The sequence below is a fragment of the Streptococcus thermophilus genome, from assembly GCF_010120595.1.
GTDB lineage: Bacteria > Bacillota > Bacilli > Lactobacillales > Streptococcaceae > Streptococcus > Streptococcus thermophilus.
Genome location: NZ_CP038020.1, coordinates 497,080 through 514,348, shown reverse-complemented (window position 1 = coordinate 514,348; position 17,269 = coordinate 497,080). Strand labels below are relative to the sequence as shown.

Below are 17,269 nucleotides of genomic sequence, written 5' to 3'. Positions count from 1 at the left end.
CCTACCCTATCACTTGTTTCATCAGACTGGCCTGAAACAGCTCTTCTTTTACTTGTCTGGGAAGAAAGGTACGCACTTCGTCTAGCCCAATAGCTGGATAGACATGATTCTGACAAACAATGAGTGGCAACCGAAGATTCTGGTCTGGCTTTTGGAGAATAAGCTGAATCATCTCATTCAAACTTATCGAATATTGACGCTTAAAGCGAAGAAATCGTGGCGACAATAACTCAAAACAATCCATTGTTTTGGCAAAGAGTGACAGTAAGATTTCACGGTTTACATCACACGCTTTTATACAACGATAAGTCACACCATAGGTCGTCAAAATGGTTAGTAAATCTTGATTTGTATTGGCATTATTTCCTAGATATACCTCAAGCATAGGCACCTCCTTATAGGGTTAGGCTATTTTCAACTGTTGGTTCAGGAGTTGAGAAATAGCGACTCATATCAATGGGCATCCGTCCTTCACCAAAGCACTTGACCGTCACTAAAGTTGTTAAAATGCCATCCTTTCCTCTAGCAGAATAATTTTCACCAAAGGCACGAAAGGCCAGGTGATTGTCTTTCGTCAGTAGTGTATCTACACCATTTTTAATATCCCCAGTTTCCATAAAATCCGAAATCCGATGAAGATTGGATTCGTAGAATAGGGGATCATTCATCTCTTTGTGGTAATCATCTTCAAAAGTCACCTCAAAGTCACAATCAAAATTGGGGAGTGATAGAATTTTTTCCAGTAACTGAATGGTTTCAGCTTGGTGAATACGTTCTTCTAATTCAGTACAATCTAGGATACTTTTCTTATGTAGTAGGTTCATGTTTTTCTTCCTCTTCCGTTCTTCTAAATTCTCTGGCAATGGCTTCAATAACTGTGACAGTCACGCTATTGCCGGCCTGTTTGTATAGTTGGCTCTTACTAGAAACACCCTCTGCTCTTTCATAAGCCCAGTCAGGAAAGCCTTGAAGTCTGAAACACTCTCTTGGTGTCAGTCGTCTTATTCTCAGGCGATAAAGTTTCCCCTCTAAGACAATGCCTGTGACTTCATACCACTTATCCTGTCGATATTCCAGAGCAGCAACCACCACTCCCATATTGTCTGAAGTCGTCAGAGTATTGGATATTCCCTTTCCCACTCGTCCCCTACGTTTGGTTGAGTCTGGATAAGCCAGATTGACAGAGTCTCCAAGAGTTGCCTTTGCGTACCCTGTTTTTGTGGCTTCCTTGATTTTCAGAAATGGCAGCTCCTCCCTAAGTAAAATCTTTGGCACCTTGTCTCCACCTTGCATGGTGGTCAAAGTCGGTGACAAGCCAGATATGTCAAATACTCTTCCAGTCTGGTCAAAGCTTGTCGGCAGATTTCCTGCGACAACAACCCCGTGTCTGTCTTGACTGGTCAAAGTAAACATAGGGTCTTGATTGTCCTTAATTCGACGACCATGTTGCCGTTTTTCTAGTCTATCTGGTGTTAAAACTGGAATGGCGATTTTAGCTCCCTCTCCTTTACCTCTTGTTAGTGTAGGAGCAAGTCCACTCGTCAGATAGACTTCACCATTCAAACCACGTTTAGAGGGATTGATATTTCCTAGCCTTTCAAGATGAGCTGAGCTGTTTTCTCTTCTGAGAGGAAATATGAATCTGGAACGGTATCTTCTAGAATGTCCGATAATAAAGACCCGCTCTCTGTTTTGCGGGACTTGGAAGTCCTTACTGTTAAGCACCTGCCATTCGACATCATACCCCAATTCATCCAACGTGGAGAGGATTGTGGCGAACGTCCGTCCCTCGTCGTGATTGAGTAGGCCTTTGACGTTTTCCAAAAATAGAAAACGTGGTTGGATTTGTTTGGCCGCTCGAGCAATCTCAAAAAAGAGAGTCCCTCTAGTATCTTCAAATCCCAATCGTCTGCCTGCGAGTGAAAATGCTTGGCAAGGAAATCCCCCGCAGATGATGTCCACTTGCCCTCTAAATTGTCTAAAGTCATGGTCTGTGACCTCTTTAATGTCATGGTATTCCATTTCCCCTTCTGTGTTAAACATAGCTTTATAAGATGTTCTAGCGAATTTATCAATTTCACAAAAGCCCAGGCATTTATGACCCTGTGATTCCATCCCTAGCCTAAAACCGCCTATCCCAGCAAATAAATCTAAAAATTTCATTTTTCCTCTCTTTCCAACTAAAAAAGAGCCTTACACTTGTAAAACTCTTGCTTATATATCATCATCCATTTCTGGTGCACGGATGATTTCAAAAATCAAAATGACGATAGAAATCAGATAGATTCCACCTAGTATCCACCAAATCAACTTAATCACCTCCCTTTACTTCTTGTCGTCTCAGTTGCTTGGTCCACTCTGACAGCACTCCATTAAATACGTATTCAGCTATTACTTCCGCTGACCGAGCAAATCGCATATGTTCCAAAGCATACTGATAACGGTCACTAAAATAGAGCATGGCATAGTCACTAGCCGACTGAGATAGACCTGTCTGTCTTAACTGGTCATGAACCAAACCCCAAATATAGTCTCGATCGTACTTGGTCACGCCATCGACTTTTGAAGTAAAGTTCTCTTCTTGTTTCTCATCTACTAGCTGCCTCTCCTCCTCGTCCTCAATAAGGAAATCACTCCCTTTAGTTTCACTATATTTAGTCTCACTTCCTTCAGTCTCACTAGGGGCTGAATTTAAGACCGGCCCCGTCTTTCTTTGAGACCCCCCTAGTGTTTTTTTAACACTAGCCCCGTCAGTATGTAAGACTGGGCTAGTTTCATGTTCTAATTCCCCCAAGTAAATTTTATTTGCCATACGACCTTTTTCACTAGAGGACTGTTGGACTTCATCAATTAAGCCATAGTCACGTAAAGTTTTCTTGATAGAGAGTAATTTTGACTTTGAACAGCCTAAAAGTGCCATCAGATTTGAATTGGAATAAATCAAGTAAATAGCCCCATCCTCATCAATCCAACCTTTACTCAAAGACAACTCCAACCGATCCTTTAAAACCGCGTAGGCTACCTTAACTTCCAGCTTCATATCCTTATAACGTTCACTCTCAAACAAGACTTTTGGGAGTTTATAATAACGCTCTGATGTCTGATACTGATTAGCGGTAATACGTTTCATGATTATCCCTCCAAGACTAAAAGTCCAACATTTCCGAATTCATCAAATCGGATTAAACCAACTTGTTTCATTTCATCAATTAGCTGAGTTGCTTTCTCAATATCAACTCCTAAAATAGCCATGAGATGACACATCACGATTTGGTGTGATGATTGTTCCTTCTTTTTCATGAATTCCTCCTGAAAATAAAAAAACGAGAACACTATTAAAAATGTCCTCGCTTGTGCGATATGATATTATAAATAAAAAATAAATTTTTCCTCCTTAATGACAGATTGTAGAACACTCAAATCCTTGATTTGACAGCGTTTTAAGCACCTGTCATTATTATGACACCATCCCCACCTGGTAATTCCCACATATTTGGCCAAGGAATATCTGTCTTATTATCTCTAAGAACGACCAGAATACTTTTCTCTACGAGTAAGGCAACCTTAACACCTGTAAAATCTAACTGATCCTTTAGATAAGCATCCATCCCTTTTCACTCCCTTTAATACCTTGGATAAGCAAAAAACACCTTCTCTTCAAGTTGAGCTTTCCCTTTTTCGAAAGCTTCTTTGTCCCAAACCAAACCGAATTCCTCAGGTCCATCATCAGATAGAAAATCCATCAAGTCACTCAACCCTTCCGTTGCCACCTCATTTAATGTTTCTGCAAAATAAGCTAAAAACTCACGAGACAGACCTTTTTTAGGTTCATATGGGATTGTTACTAGGTAATCCTCCTCATCAAATCTCGATTTTGCTGGATTGTAAAAGAGCACGTAATCTTCAAAAATAACATCTTCATCAGACACTTCACCCTTATCATCAATAGTCTCCACATTACCACTGTTTTGCGCTTCTAGGATGAACGTCACCTCCACAGCGTGATTCTTTTTATCCCAGTCCATCGCAAAATCATAATCCAGGTGCTTATCTAATTCTTCTTCTAATACTGACAAAAAGCCAAACTCAGCCATTTGTTTTCCTCACTCTTTCTTATTATTCCCTTTATTTTAGCATAAAAGAAGCCAATAAAAAACAGAGTAGGCTATTCCACTCTGTTCTAGTTCATTATTTAGCATTTTCAACCGCTGCTGTTACAAAAGCACTGTAAAGTTCTTCAGCATGGTTTGGACGGCTATGGTATTCTGGGTGGTATTGCGCTGCAACAAAGAATTTCTTATCTGGGAGTTCTACGACTTCCATCAAACGATTATCTGGTGACACGCCTGAGAATACAAAGCCCTCAGCCTCGAACTGCTCACGGAACTTAGTATTAAATTCATAACGGTGACGGTGACGACGTTGTACTACCTCTTGGTTGCCGTAAGCGGCTGCTGCCTTAGAACCTGGTTTCAACTTACATGGGTAAAGACCAAGACGAAGAGTACCACCCATATCTTCAATATCAATTTGATCACGCATAATATCAATAATTGGGTATTGAGTTTCTGGATCAAGCTCAGCTGAGTTAGCGCCATCCAAGTGAAGAACGTGGCGAGCAAATTCAATACATGTCAATTGCATACCGAGGCAGACACCCAACATCGGCACATCATTTTCACGTGCATAACGAATAGCTTGAATCTTGCCCTCTGTACCACGTTGACCGAAACCACCAGGAACGATGATACCATCAGCATCAGCCAAGCGAGAAGCAACATTTTCAGCAGTCAAATCATTAGCATTAACCCAGTCAATATCAATGGCAGTATCATTTGCCAAACCTGAGTGTTTAAGCGCCTCAACCACTGACAAATAAGCATCGTGAAGCTCCACATATTTCCCAACAAGAGCAATTTTAGTTGTTTTCTTAAGGTTAAGTACCTTATCAACCATAGCAGACCATTCTGTCATATCTGCAGCTGGTGCATTCAGCTTCAAATGATCGCAAACGATTTGATCCATACCCTGAGCCTGCATATTAAGTGGCACTTGATAGATATGTTCCACATCTAGTGATTCAATAACAGCCTCAGGTGCTACATCACAAAACTGAGCCAACTTATTCTTGATTCCTTGCCCAGCAGGTTCCTCTGTACGAATAACCAACATATTGGGTTGAATACCTAAACCACGCAATTCCTTAACAGAGTGTTGCGTTGGTTTTGTCTTCATTTCCCCAGCAGCCTTCAAGTATGGAAGAAGCGTTGTGTGGATATACATAACATTGTCAGAGCCCACATCAGCCTTCATTTGACGAAGAGCTTCTAAGAATGGAAGACTTTCAATATCACCAACAGTCCCACCAACTTCAGTGATAACAACATCTGAATCAGTCGTTGTCGCCGCACGCTTAATCTTGTCTTTCAAAGCATCTGTGATATGCGGAATTACCTGAACAGTCGCACCTAAGTACTCCCCTTTACGTTCTTTACGTAAAACTTCACTATAAATCTTACCAGTAGTAACGTTAGAGTATTTGTTAAGGTTAATATCGATAAAACGTTCGTAGTGGCCAAGGTCAAGGTCCGTTTCAGCACCATCATCAGTGACATAAACTTCACCATGTTGGTAAGGACTCATCGTTCCTGGATCAATATTGATGTAAGGGTCAAATTTTTGAATGGTAACCTTAAGTCCACGATTCTTAAGCAAACGTCCAAGACTCGCAGCTACAATCCCTTTACCAATTGAAGATACCACACCACCAGTGACGAAAATATATTTTGTCATGTTAACTCCTTATAAAATAATACAAAACAATGAAAAAAGCAGATTGATTACCGTATTCGATAATCAAAATTGTCCTTTACCAGTATACAACATGAGTGCTATTTAGTAACTCAATAGCAACAAAACCAGTAGATGACTGAAAACAAAAATGACCCCAAGAGTTTTACTCTGGGAGCCTTAATCATGGCCTCTTTAAAAGAGGTGCCCGATAATTAGTCTAAACTATCCAAAACCATTTGTCAATGAAAACTTAGTCATTTGTCTCATCTTCATAGTCATCATCGTCATCTTCTTCAGACAACTCAACATCATCTAAATCGTCATCTGGAATAATTTCATTCAACTCAGAATCATAAGATTCCACCTCGGCTTTCTCATCATCTTCGTTATCGTTGTCATATTCAAGAATAGCAGAAGAAGGTGTAAAGTTCTCGTCTTCTGGATCATCATCATTATAGTCGATGGCATCTTCATCACCATCCATGAAGGCATTAACTTTCTTGTTTTTACGTTTTGGTGCATTTTCATCAATATCTTCCAATGTGATAACCTCTTCATCGATTTCATCAATAGCATACCATGAACGCAAGCCCCATTTGTTATCACCTAGTGGAATGAAACTTCCATCCGTATTCAAATCTGAATAAAAGAATGGCAAAGCACTACGGATATCGGCATCCGATTTTTCTAAGTAATTTTGAATTTCATTGACTAAATCGTTGAAATACATTTCTTTATCACGACCACGTGTTTCTAAGATAGCACGGGCCACTTCAATCATTGATAATTCACTTTTTTCTTGTCCAGCAAATACGTCTAGTTCCAAAGCGGTTCTCCTTCATTATTACTCAAGCTAATTCCTACTAGAAAATAACCCAGCAATCAAATTTCGCTACCCTCTATTTTACGCTAAAAAGAGTCAATAGTCAAAGTATTTATAGAATAAAAAATCAAGTCTCAACAGAAACTTGATTTTAGGTATATTATTTAACTTTTGCTGAACTTGTAATAACTTCAACAGCTTTCTTCATAGCAATATCATGTTTAAGCATTTCAGGTGAAAGAAGTTCAGAAACTTGTGATACTTCCATATTGTACTCAGCTGCAAGGTCATTGATTTCTTTTTGGATTTCTTCGTCTGTAGCGTCAAATCCTTCCGCAGCAGCAACAGCTTCGATAACAAGGTTAGTTTTCACACGTTTATCAGAATCAGCTTCATATTGTTTACGAAGATCCTCTTGGGTTGTACCAGTAATTTGGAAGTACATTTCAGGAGAAATACCTTGACGTTGCAAGTTACCCATGAATTCGTTCATAGCACGGTGAACTTCATTTTCAACCATTTCTGCTGGCAATTCAACGATTTCAGCGTTTTCAACAGCCAAATCAAGTGCAGCACCTTCAACAGCATCATCAAATGCAATTTCTTTAGCTGCTTCAAGTTCTTTACGATATTTAGCTTTCAACTCATCAAGAGTGTCAACTTCGTCATCAAGGTCTTTAGCCAACTCATCATCAAGAGCAGGAACTTCTTTAGCTTTAACTTCGTTAACTTTAGTAACAAATACAGCAGCTTTACCTGCAAGATCAGTAGCTTGATAGTCTTCTGGGAAAGTTACTTTAACTTCTACTTCATCACCAGATTTTGCTCCAACCAATTGGTCTTCGAAACCTGGGATAAATTGACCTGAACCAAGTTCAAGAGAGTGGTTTTCACCTTTACCACCGTCAAATTCAACACCGTCTACCGAACCAACGAAGTCAATAACCACAGTATCTCCATATTCAGCTGCACCGTCTTTAACAATCAATTCAGCCAAGTTTTTACGTTCGTTTTCAAGCTTAGCATCAACTTCTTCGTCAGTAACTTCTTTTGAAACTTCTACTGAAACTTCAAGATCTTTATATGCTCCAAGTTTTACTTCTGGTTTTGTAACAACTTCTGCAGTAAGTGTCCAATCTTGACCTTTTCCAATTGATTTTACATCAATTTTTGGTTGTGCAACAACATCAAGACCAAGTTCAGCAATCGCTGCTTCATAAGCTGCTGGAAGTATTGCATTCAAAGCATCATCGTAAAGAGCTTCTTCACCAAATTTTTGGTTAAATACGGCACGAGGAATGTGTCCTTTACGGAAACCTGGTACGTTCAAATTCTTTTTAACCTTGTTAAACGCTTGATCCAAAGCTGGTTGAATTTTATCCTGACCGATAGTAAATGTCACCACACCACGGTTTGTGGCTGTGTTTTCAAATGATACAGACATGTAGTCATTCTCCTTAAATTTTTTATAGATACAGTTTAGTTTACCATATTTCAAAGCCTTTTGAAAGTTTTTTTCTCCAATTTAATAACAAGAAAAACGTTATAGACTGTTTCTTTTTACAAATTTTGATAAACTAGAGATATGAATATTTTACAAAAATATATACAGCAATTTAATTTCGAAGAAAGCCTAATGCTACTTATTTCGAAAGGAATTAAACTTCTCATTCTCCTCATCATCTTTCTGCTTAGTAAAAAGATTATCAACTTTCTGTTTAAACATACTGTCGGACGTTCACTATCATGGACCATTCAAACATCCGCCCGTAAAAAAACTATTGAACACCTACTGCACAATTGCATGAACTATATCCTTTACTTTTTCCTTGTATACTGGCTTCTAAGTATTTTGGGTGTTCCCGTATCTAGCCTTCTAGCAGGAGCCGGACTTGCCGGTGTTGCTCTTGGTCTAGGAGCTCAAGGATTCCTATCTGACGTCGTTAATGGTTTTTTCATCTTATTAGAAGATCAATTTGAAGTTGGTGATTCTGTTGAGGTAGGAGCCATTACAGGTCTTGTTTCTACTATGGGTATCCGCACTACTCAGATTCGAGACTTTGATGGAACACTTCATTTTATACCTAATCGTAATATCACAATCGTTTCCAATAAATCTCGTGGAGATATGAGAGCTCAAATTGACATCCCAGTCTATACTTCTACCGATATCAATAAAGTAACAAGCATTATCCAACAAGTTAATAAAGACAACATTGAAAATTATCCTGAAATTATTGGGAGTCCAAATATCATCGGATTAACTTCAAAACCTTCCGGACAACTTGTTTTTCGTGTTGACATTTTTACAAAAAATGGACAACAAGTCCATATCTATGCAGAATTCTTAAAACTTTACCATGAAGCTCTAATTAAAGAAAAGGTTGACCTTCCAAGAATTACTGGAAACATAATAGAGGTAAAATAAACAAACTCATCTTATAATGAGAGTCACTAATAAACAAATTAACTGATACGAATAATGTCCATAACTATTGAATAAAACAAACTAGAGAATAATTTCAACTCAGTCTTCTTCATTACATGGATCAAAGTCAACCATCCAAAATCTTAACTCTCGTATCATCTTTTTCCTTCCCCTAAAGCATTCACCACCCAACAATCGATCCAACTTAAGAGAATCTTCCGATGATAACTGCTCACGAAAAGCATTAAGCTGTTCATCATAAGCAAGTCTATCAACCATATCTAGCTCCTTATTGGGAATACAAAAGGCAATATCTGAAATTTCAACATAGCACTGTCTATTAGCTTGACGTTTTACTGACTCCTGCCGCCTCACTTCATCATTAAGTCGATTCCTAAACTTAGTTTTAAAGTAACGACGTAACTTATCATCATCTTTCTCTAAATCAGGAAACTTTTTTAAAAGCTGATACAAAGTCATCATCGCCTCTTGCTCCATGTCAGCTTGATCCCAAAGCTGAATAAAGTATTGCCTAAAAGCCTTAAGTACAATTGGCCTTACCTTTTCATATGCCTTAACAAAAACTTCTTGTTCCATTGAACCTCCAATAATAAATATAAATTTTGTAATTAGATAATTACAGACCTATTATAAAAGAATGTAGAAAAATAAAATAGAGACATATATGTCACTATAAATAACTTGACTAAAACAATTAAATAAGCGAGATAGAGTCAAAACCACCCACGAGAACAGGTGGTTCGTTCTTCAGCTAAAAGGCACCGCTAACGGTAGACGCCTAAAAATCTAACGAATCGTTTCCCTTCATCTCACCTTTTCTCGTTAACCCGACTAACTACTCTCAATATCAACAAAAACCTAAAAACTAAATTTACAATACTCATATTTATACTTTAAATTAGCTTTTCCGAAATGAAGAAACAATTAGTTTATATAATTTACTCACCAACATCTGAATATGATCTGGGCAAGCCTCTGCTTCATGTATTTCAACATAATCGTAAGATTTGACCTATAATTGTTTTGTATTTTCCATAAATGAGCTGCCGTCGATATTTTAGTGCAAACACAATATGATACTGATAACTCCTTATAGTATGTACTAAACTATTATTATCCTGTCTCATAAAGGATTTTCTTTAGTATATCAGTTAGTGATCACGAAAACTTATCTAATATAACACTTTAGAGAGATATTTTTAATATATCGCTAAAAGCTTTTCAGAACCACTAGCACAGCTAGAGGAATTCGAGGCTCTATAATTTCTATAGATGGTAAAACCACTGTAGAGATTATAGAGCTTTTTTAATGTACCCAAAAACTTCTCGTAAGAACTATAATGAAAAGCAACTTAACCATTATTAGGAAGAACTTATGAGACTTATTAAGAATACCACAGAATTGCAGACACTAACATCATTATTTCTCTTGTATTTGAAAAAGATACCTTAATCGAGGTTTAAACAAAACTAGAACACCAACACTCTCGAAAAAAAGTTACACAACGCCTTACTGAAAAGGGTATCATTTGTCCATCTTAAACTTGATCAGTTTACTTTCAAGTAACATAGAAAAGACACATCTAGATATTAGCTTTTCGTCATCAACTACAGTTAACAAATAACACAAAAAAGCGGCTCTATAATTTCTGTAGTGGGTAAAACTACTGTAGAGATTATAGAGCTTTTTGAGTGTACACAAAAAGTCCCATAAGAACTATAATGAAAAGCAACCAAACCATCATTAGGAAGAACTTATGAGACTTATTAAGAATACCACAGAATTAATCGGAATTAAAGACCAAAATATCAAGATTTCACTTGTTTTTGAAACTGACACTCATATCGAGATTCAAGCAAAACTTGATTACCCTGCACCATCATGTCCTCATTGCCATGGAAAGATGATCAAGTACGACTTTCAAAAGCCTTCTAAAATCCCTCTTCTCGAGCAAGCGGGAACGCCAACTCTACTACGTCTGAAAAAACGTCGTTTCCAGTGTAAAAGTTGTAGGAGAGTAAGGGTGGCTGAGACATCTATCGTTGAGAAAAACTGCCAAATCTCCAATCTAGTCCGACAAAAAGTTACACAACTCCTAACTGAGAAAGTGTCACTAACTGATATTGCAAGAAGACTTCGCGTGTCGACGTCCACTGTCTATCGTAAGCTTGATCAGTTTACTTTCAAGGAACATTATGACAAACTCCCTGCTGTTATGTCCTGGGATGAGTTTGGGTTCAAGAAAGGGGAATTGGCTTTTGTAGCGCAGAATTATGAGACAAACGAACTCATAACCATCCTTGATAATCGCCGCCAAACTACTATACGAAACTACTTTTTGAAGTATCCATTGAAAGTCCGACAACAGGTACAGTTTATCACGATGGATATGTCTGGAGCTTATATTCCACTGGCTCGCAAGCTCTTTCCAAACGCAAAAATCGTTCTTGATCGTTTCCACATCATCCAGCACCTTGGACGTGCCTTTTTAAAGACAAGAATTGCAATTATGAACCAGTTCGATAAGAAGTCACTACCCTATCGAGCCTTGAAAAATCACTGGCGACTCTTCCAAAAGGACAGCCGTAAACTATCTCTCAACTCTTTTTATTCAAAGACTTTCCGCCAAACTTTAGCACCACATGAAGTTGTTGTGAAGACACTAGTCTTTTCAAAAGAGCTTACTGACTACTATACACTTTATCAGCTTTTGCTTTTTCACTTTCAGGAGAAGAGAGATGAGTTCTTTGAACTAATAGAGGAAAATAGGAGCAAGGTCAATCATTATTTTCAAACTGTCTTTAGGACTTTTCTTAGACACAAGCAATACATCAAAAACGCACTAGAAACGGACTATTCAAACGCAAAACTTGAAGCGACTAATAAGTTGATCAAAGACATCAAACGCTTGGGCTTCGGTTTAGAAACTTTATCAACTTTAAGAAGCGTGTCTTCATTACTCTGAACATACATAAAAAAAGGACCTATCCGGTCCTCTCTAGATGTTAGCTTTTCATCACCCACTACAGTTGACAAAGAGCCAAAAAAGCTAGACAATGTCTAGCTTAAAAAATTATACTCCGCCAGTAGGACTCGAACCTACGACATCATGATTAACAGTCATGCGCTACTACCAACTGAGCTATGGCGGATAAAGGCTAAGCGACTACCGTATCTAACAGGGGGCAACCCCCAACTACATCAGGCGTACTAGGGCTTAACTTCTGTGTTCGGCATGGGAACAGGTGTATCTCCTAGGCTATCGTCACTTAACTCTGAGTATTCTCAACTCAAAATTGAATATCTATACTGTATCAAGAAACCAAATCGTTGTCAATATATCTCAGTTACTTTCGTTGGATAAGTCCTCGAGCTATTAGTATTAGTCCGCTACATGTGTCACCACACTTCCACTTCTAACCTATCAACCTGATCATCTCTCAGGGCTCTTACTGATATAAAATCATGGGAAATCTCATCTTGAGGTGGGCTTCACACTTAGATGCTTTCAGCGTTTATCCCTTCCCTACATAGCTACCCAGCGATGCTCTTGGCAGAACAACTGGTACACCAGCGGTAAGTCCACTCTGGTCCTCTCGTACTAGGAGCAGATCCTCTCAAATTTCCTACGCCCGCGACGGATAGGGACCGAACTGTCTCACGACGTTCTGAACCCAGCTCGCGTGCCGCTTTAATGGGCGAACAGCCCAACCCTTGGGACCGACTACAGCCCCAGGATGCGACGAGCCGACATCGAGGTGCCAAACCTCCCCGTCGATGTGAACTCTTGGGGGAGATAAGCCTGTTATCCCCAGGGTAGCTTTTATCCGTTGAGCGATGGCCCTTCCATACGGAACCACCGGATCACTAAGCCCGACTTTCGTCCCTGCTCGAGTTGTAGCTCTCGCAGTCAAGCTCCCTTATACCTTTACACTCTGCGAATGATTTCCAACCATTCTGAGGGAACCTTTGGGCGCCTCCGTTACCTTTTAGGAGGCGACCGCCCCAGTCAAACTGCCCGTCAGACACTGTCTCCGATAGGGATAACCTATCTGGGTTAGAGTAGCCATAACACAAGGGTAGTATCCCAACAACGCCTCACTCGAAACTGGCGTCCCGAGGTCATAGGCTCCTACCTATCCTGTACATGTGGTACAGATACTCAATATCAAACTGCAGTAAAGCTCCATGGGGTCTTTCCGTCCTGTCGCGGGTAACCTGCATCTTCACAGGTACTAAAATTTCACCGAGTCTCTCGTTGAGACAGTGCCCAAATCATTACGCCTTTCGTGCGGGTCGGAACTTACCCGACAAGGAATTTCGCTACCTTAGGACCGTTATAGTTACGGCCGCCGTTTACTGGGGCTTCAATTCATGCCTTCGCTTACGCTAAGCACTCCTCTTAACCTTCCAGCACCGGGCAGGCGTCACCCCCTATACATCATCTTACGATTTAGCAGAGAGCTGTGTTTTTGATAAACAGTTGCTTGGGCCTATTCACTGCGGCTGACCATCAGTCAGCGCCCCTTCTCCCGAAGTTACGGGGCCATTTTGCCGAGTTCCTTAACGAGAGTTCTCTCGCTCACCTGAGGCTACTCGCCTCGACTACCTGTGTCGGTTTGCGGTACGGGTAGAGTATAATTAACGCTAGAAGCTTTTCTCGGCAGTGTGACATCACTAACTTCGCTACTAAACTTCGCTCCCCATCACAGCTCAATGTTAAAGATATAAGCATTTGACTCATATCACACCTCACTGCTTGGCCAGACACTTCCAATCGTCTGGTTTAGTTAGCCTACTGCGTCCTTCCATCACTATATACTCTAGTACAGGAATATCAACCTGTTGTCCATCGGATACACCTTTCGGTCTCTCCTTAGGTCCCGACTAACCCAGGGCGGACGAGCCTTCCCCTGGAAACCTTAGTCTTACGGTGGACAGGATTCTCACCTGTCTTTCGCTACTCATACCGGCATTCTCACTTCTATGCGCTCCAGCACTCCTCACGGTACACCTTCTTCGCACATAGAACGCTCTCCTACCATACCTATAAAGGTATCCACAGCTTCGGTAATATGTTTTAGCCCCGGTACATTTTCGGCGCAGGGTCACTCGACTAGTGAGCTATTACGCACTCTTTGAATGAATAGCTGCTTCTAAGCTAACATCCTAGTTGTCTGTGCAACCCCACATCCTTTTCCACTTAACATATATTTTGGGACCTTAGCTGGTGGTCTGGGCTGTTTCCCTTTCGACTACGGATCTTAGCACTCGCAGTCTGACTGCCGATTATATCTCATTGGCATTCGGAGTTTATCTGAGATTGGTAATCCGGGATGGACCCCTCACCCAAACAGTGCTCTACCTCCAAGAGACTTAACATCGACGCTAGCCCTAAAGCTATTTCGGAGAGAACCAGCTATCTCCAAGTTCGTTTGGAATTTCTCCGCTACCCACAAGTCATCCAAGCACTTTTCAACGTGCCCTGGTTCGGTCCTCCAGTGAGTTTTACCTCACCTTCAACCTGCTCATGGGTAGGTCACATGGTTTCGGGTCTACGACATGATACTAATGCGCCCTATTAAGACTCGGTTTCCCTACGGCTCCGTCTCTTCAACTTAACCTCGCATCATATCGTAACTCGCCGGTTCATTCTACAAAAGGCACGCTCTCACCCATTAACGGGCTCGAACTTGTTGTAGGCACACGGTTTCAGGTTCTATTTCACTCCCCTCCCGGGGTGCTTTTCACCTTTCCCTCACGGTACTGGTTCACTATCGGTCACTAAAGAGTATTTAGGGTTGGGAGATGGTCCTCCCAGATTCCGACGAGATTTCTCGTGTCTCGCCGTACTCAGGATACTGCTAGGTATAAAGACTATTTCGAATACGAGGCTATTACTCTCTTTGGCCTACCTTCCCAGGTAGTTCTTCTATAATCTTTAAGTCCACGTTGCAGTCCTACAACCCCGAAGAGTAAACTCTTCGGTTTGCCCTCTTGCCGTTTCGCTCGCCGCTACTAAGGCAATCGCTTTTGCTTTCTCTTCCTACAGCTACTTAGATGTTTCAGTTCACTGCGTCTTCCTCTACATTACCTTAACAGTAATGAGTGACAGGCATTACCTGCCGGGTTCCCCCATTCGGACATCTCTGGATCATTGCTCACTTACAGCTCCCCAAAGCATTTCGTCGTTAGTCACGTCCTTCATCGGCTTCTAGTGCCAAGGCATCCACCGTGCGCCCTTATTAACTTAACCTTATTTTTGGCCTTTCGACCTAACTCATTAAATATTCACAGCGTTTCGGTTTATTTTCTTGTTACTATCTATATGTAATTACTTACATATGGAATTTGATATAGATATTCAATTTTCAATGGACAATACTTGAATCTTTCGATTCAATGGAGCCTAGCGGGATCGAACCGCTGACCTCCTGCGTGCAAAGCAGGCGCTCTCCCAGCTGAGCTAAGGCCCCACAAGACCTCTCAAAACTAAATAAGAAACTCAAGTACATTCCGTTTTTCCTTAGAAAGGAGGTGATCCAGCCGCACCTTCCGATACGGCTACCTTGTTACGACTTCACCCCAATCATCTGTCCCACCTTAGGCGGCTGGCTCCAAAAGGTTACCTCACCGACTTCGGGTGTTACAAACTCTCGTGGTGTGACGGGCGGTGTGTACAAGGCCCGGGAACGTATTCACCGCGGCGTGCTGATCCGCGATTACTAGCGATTCCGACTTCATGTAGGCGAGTTGCAGCCTACAATCCGAACTGAGATTGGCTTTAAGAGATTAGCTCGCCGTCACCGACTCGCAACTCGTTGTACCAACCATTGTAGCACGTGTGTAGCCCAGGTCATAAGGGGCATGATGATTTGACGTCATCCCCACCTTCCTCCGGTTTATTACCGGCAGTCTCGCTAGAGTGCCCAACTGAATGATGGCAACTAACAATAGGGGTTGCGCTCGTTGCGGGACTTAACCCAACATCTCACGACACGAGCTGACGACAACCATGCACCACCTGTCACCGATGTACCGAAGTAACTTTCTATCTCTAGAAATAGCATCGGGATGTCAAGACCTGGTAAGGTTCTTCGCGTTGCTTCGAATTAAACCACATGCTCCACCGCTTGTGCGGGCCCCCGTCAATTCCTTTGAGTTTCAACCTTGCGGTCGTACTCCCCAGGCGGAGTGCTTAATGCGTTAGCTGCGGCACTGAATCCCGGAAAGGATCCAACACCTAGCACTCATCGTTTACGGCGTGGACTACCAGGGTATCTAATCCTGTTCGCTCCCCACGCTTTCGAGCCTCAGCGTCAGTTACAGACCAGAGAGCCGCTTTCGCCACCGGTGTTCCTCCATATATCTACGCATTTCACCGCTACACATGGAATTCCACTCTCCCCTTCTGCACTCAAGTTTGACAGTTTCCAAAGCGAACTATGGTTGAGCCACAGCCTTTAACTTCAGACTTATCAAACCGCCTGCGCTCGCTTTACGCCCAATAAATCCGGACAACGCTCGGGACCTACGTATTACCGCGGCTGCTGGCACGTAGTTAGCCGTCCCTTTCTGGTAAGCTACCGTCACAGTGTGAACTTTCCACTCTCACACCCGTTCTTGACTTACAACAGAGCTTTACGATCCGAAAACCTTCTTCACTCACGCGGCGTTGCTCGGTCAGGGTTGCCCCCATTGCCGAAGATTCCCTACTGCTGCCTCCCGTAGGAGTCTGGGCCGTGTCTCAGTCCCAGTGTGGCCGATCACCCTCTCAGGTCGGCTATGTATCGTCGCCTAGGTGAGCCATTACCTCACCTACTAGCTAATACAACGCAGGTCCATCTTGTAGTGGAGCAATTGCCCCTTTCAAATAAATGACATGTGTCATCCATTGTTATGCGGTATTAGCTATCGTTTCCAATAGTTATCCCCCGCTACAAGGCAGGTTACCTACGCGTTACTCACCCGTTCGCAACTCATCCAAGAAGAGCAAGCTCCTCTCTTCAGCGTTCTACTTGCATGTATTAGGCACGCCGCCAGCGTTCGTCCTGAGCCAGGATCAAACTCTCATTAATACTTTAATAATTGTTCGAGCGTTAACTCATTACCGTCGTCTGACGATTTATTCTTGTAAATTGACAGGTTATAATTCTTCTATCATAACCCTGCACTTGGTTTCTTATTCAGTTCTCAAAGGTCT

The 17,269-nt window shown here is 41.4% G+C and carries 11 protein-coding genes, 2 tRNA genes, 3 rRNA genes and 3 pseudogenes; 2 read left to right on the top strand and 17 right to left on the bottom strand.

What is annotated here, in order from left to right:
- Window position 1 precedes the first annotated feature (1 nt).
- The 10 genes and pseudogenes from E3C75_RS02810 to tig form a co-directional block, all read right to left on the bottom strand.
- A complete protein-coding gene (locus tag E3C75_RS02810) occupies window positions 2-385 on the bottom strand; it encodes a thioredoxin domain-containing protein (RefSeq protein WP_014621274.1) in 384 nt (127 codons plus the stop codon).
- A gap of 10 nt (window positions 386-395) precedes the next feature.
- Window positions 396-824 carry a hypothetical protein gene (locus E3C75_RS02805; protein ID WP_111679132.1) on the bottom strand — a complete coding sequence of 143 codons (429 nt, stop codon included), beginning with the start codon at window positions 822-824 and terminating at the stop codon, window positions 396-398.
- On the bottom strand, window positions 808-2,163 hold the full coding sequence (gene dcm, locus E3C75_RS02800; protein WP_111679130.1) for a DNA (cytosine-5-)-methyltransferase: 1,356 nt from the start codon (window positions 2,161-2,163) through the stop codon (window positions 808-810). Before dcm ends, E3C75_RS02805 begins: the two co-directional genes overlap by 17 nt.
- Before the next feature lie 148 nt (window positions 2,164-2,311).
- Window positions 2,312-3,130, bottom strand: coding sequence for a replication initiator protein A (locus E3C75_RS02795; protein ID WP_039671059.1), 819 nt, complete (start codon window positions 3,128-3,130; stop codon window positions 2,312-2,314).
- 2 nt (window positions 3,131-3,132) lie between these two features.
- Window positions 3,133-3,300 (bottom strand): hypothetical protein, encoded by a 168-nt coding sequence (locus tag E3C75_RS11080; protein WP_099421309.1) that lies wholly within the window; start codon window positions 3,298-3,300, stop codon window positions 3,133-3,135.
- Window positions 3,301-3,470: 170 nt separating this feature from the next.
- A pseudogene (locus E3C75_RS02790) lies at window positions 3,471-3,608 on the bottom strand (DNA mismatch repair protein MutT); the annotation flags it as partial.
- A gap of 15 nt (window positions 3,609-3,623) precedes the next feature.
- Window positions 3,624-4,094: a DUF3013 family protein gene (locus E3C75_RS02785; RefSeq protein WP_084828437.1), complete on the bottom strand. Its 471-nt coding sequence runs from the start codon at window positions 4,092-4,094 to the stop codon at window positions 3,624-3,626.
- 94 nt (window positions 4,095-4,188) lie between these two features.
- Window positions 4,189-5,793 (bottom strand): CTP synthase, encoded by a 1,605-nt coding sequence (locus E3C75_RS02780; RefSeq protein WP_002949230.1) that lies wholly within the window; start codon window positions 5,791-5,793, stop codon window positions 4,189-4,191.
- Between the two features lie 250 nt (window positions 5,794-6,043).
- The gene (gene rpoE / locus E3C75_RS02775; RefSeq protein ID WP_024009706.1) at window positions 6,044-6,619 is read right to left on the bottom strand and encodes a DNA-directed RNA polymerase subunit delta; all 576 of its coding nucleotides are present in this window, start codon (window positions 6,617-6,619) and stop codon (window positions 6,044-6,046) included.
- Between the two features lie 157 nt (window positions 6,620-6,776).
- A complete protein-coding gene (gene tig, locus E3C75_RS02770) occupies window positions 6,777-8,060 on the bottom strand; it encodes a trigger factor (protein WP_011680653.1) in 1,284 nt (427 codons plus the stop codon).
- A 141-nt stretch (window positions 8,061-8,201) separates the two neighbouring features.
- On the opposite strand from tig, the gene E3C75_RS02765 reads away from it, so the two are divergent.
- Window positions 8,202-9,044, top strand: a complete 843-nt coding sequence (locus E3C75_RS02765) for a mechanosensitive ion channel family protein (RefSeq protein ID WP_041828985.1) — start codon at window positions 8,202-8,204, stop codon at window positions 9,042-9,044.
- A gap of 99 nt (window positions 9,045-9,143) precedes the next feature.
- Here E3C75_RS02765 and E3C75_RS02760 read toward each other — a convergent pair whose 3' ends face one another.
- Window positions 9,144-9,641 (bottom strand): sigma-70 RNA polymerase sigma factor region 4 domain-containing protein, encoded by a 498-nt coding sequence (locus E3C75_RS02760; RefSeq protein ID WP_002949220.1) that lies wholly within the window; start codon window positions 9,639-9,641, stop codon window positions 9,144-9,146.
- 334 nt (window positions 9,642-9,975) lie between these two features.
- A pseudogene (locus E3C75_RS11445) lies at window positions 9,976-10,192 on the bottom strand (transposase); the annotation flags it as partial.
- Between the two features lie 630 nt (window positions 10,193-10,822).
- Between E3C75_RS11445 and E3C75_RS02750 the strand changes: the two are divergent.
- A pseudogene (locus E3C75_RS02750) lies at window positions 10,823-12,068 on the top strand (ISL3 family transposase).
- A 76-nt stretch (window positions 12,069-12,144) separates the two neighbouring features.
- Here the strand turns inward: E3C75_RS02750 and E3C75_RS02745 are convergent.
- From E3C75_RS02745 to E3C75_RS02725, 5 genes are all read right to left on the bottom strand, one after another.
- Window positions 12,145-12,218 (bottom strand) — tRNA-Asn (locus E3C75_RS02745).
- 5 nt (window positions 12,219-12,223) lie between these two features.
- Window positions 12,224-12,339, bottom strand: a 5S ribosomal RNA gene (gene rrf / locus E3C75_RS02740).
- A gap of 83 nt (window positions 12,340-12,422) precedes the next feature.
- Window positions 12,423-15,322 (bottom strand): 23S ribosomal RNA (locus tag E3C75_RS02735).
- A gap of 147 nt (window positions 15,323-15,469) precedes the next feature.
- Window positions 15,470-15,542 (bottom strand) — tRNA-Ala (locus E3C75_RS02730).
- A 54-nt stretch (window positions 15,543-15,596) separates the two neighbouring features.
- Window positions 15,597-17,144 (bottom strand): 16S ribosomal RNA (locus E3C75_RS02725).
- Together the 16S, 23S and 5S rRNA genes with 2 tRNA genes alongside form the textbook arrangement of a ribosomal RNA operon.
- Between the last annotated feature and the right edge of the window lie 125 nt (window positions 17,145-17,269).

What these genes read in the sequence shown, in the direction of transcription:
- E3C75_RS02810 (WP_014621274.1), bottom strand. Translation starts at nt 385, where the DNA reads ATGCTTGAGGTATATCTAGGAAATAATGCCAATACAAATCAAGATTTA.
- E3C75_RS02805 (WP_111679132.1), bottom strand. Translation starts at nt 824, where the DNA reads ATGAACCTACTACATAAGAAAAGTATCCTAGATTGTACTGAATTAGAA.
- dcm (WP_111679130.1), bottom strand. Translation starts at nt 2,163, where the DNA reads ATGAAATTTTTAGATTTATTTGCTGGGATAGGCGGTTTTAGGCTAGGG.
- E3C75_RS02795 (WP_039671059.1), bottom strand. Translation starts at nt 3,130, where the DNA reads ATGAAACGTATTACCGCTAATCAGTATCAGACATCAGAGCGTTATTAT.
- E3C75_RS11080 (WP_099421309.1), bottom strand. Translation starts at nt 3,300, where the DNA reads ATGAAAAAGAAGGAACAATCATCACACCAAATCGTGATGTGTCATCTC.
- E3C75_RS02785 (WP_084828437.1), bottom strand. Translation starts at nt 4,094, where the DNA reads ATGGCTGAGTTTGGCTTTTTGTCAGTATTAGAAGAAGAATTAGATAAG.
- E3C75_RS02780 (WP_002949230.1), bottom strand. Translation starts at nt 5,793, where the DNA reads ATGACAAAATATATTTTCGTCACTGGTGGTGTGGTATCTTCAATTGGT.
- tig (WP_011680653.1), bottom strand. Translation starts at nt 8,060, where the DNA reads ATGTCTGTATCATTTGAAAACACAGCCACAAACCGTGGTGTGGTGACA.
- E3C75_RS02765 (WP_041828985.1), top strand. Translation starts at nt 8,202, where the DNA reads ATGAATATTTTACAAAAATATATACAGCAATTTAATTTCGAAGAAAGC.
- E3C75_RS02760 (WP_002949220.1), bottom strand. Translation starts at nt 9,641, where the DNA reads ATGGAACAAGAAGTTTTTGTTAAGGCATATGAAAAGGTAAGGCCAATT.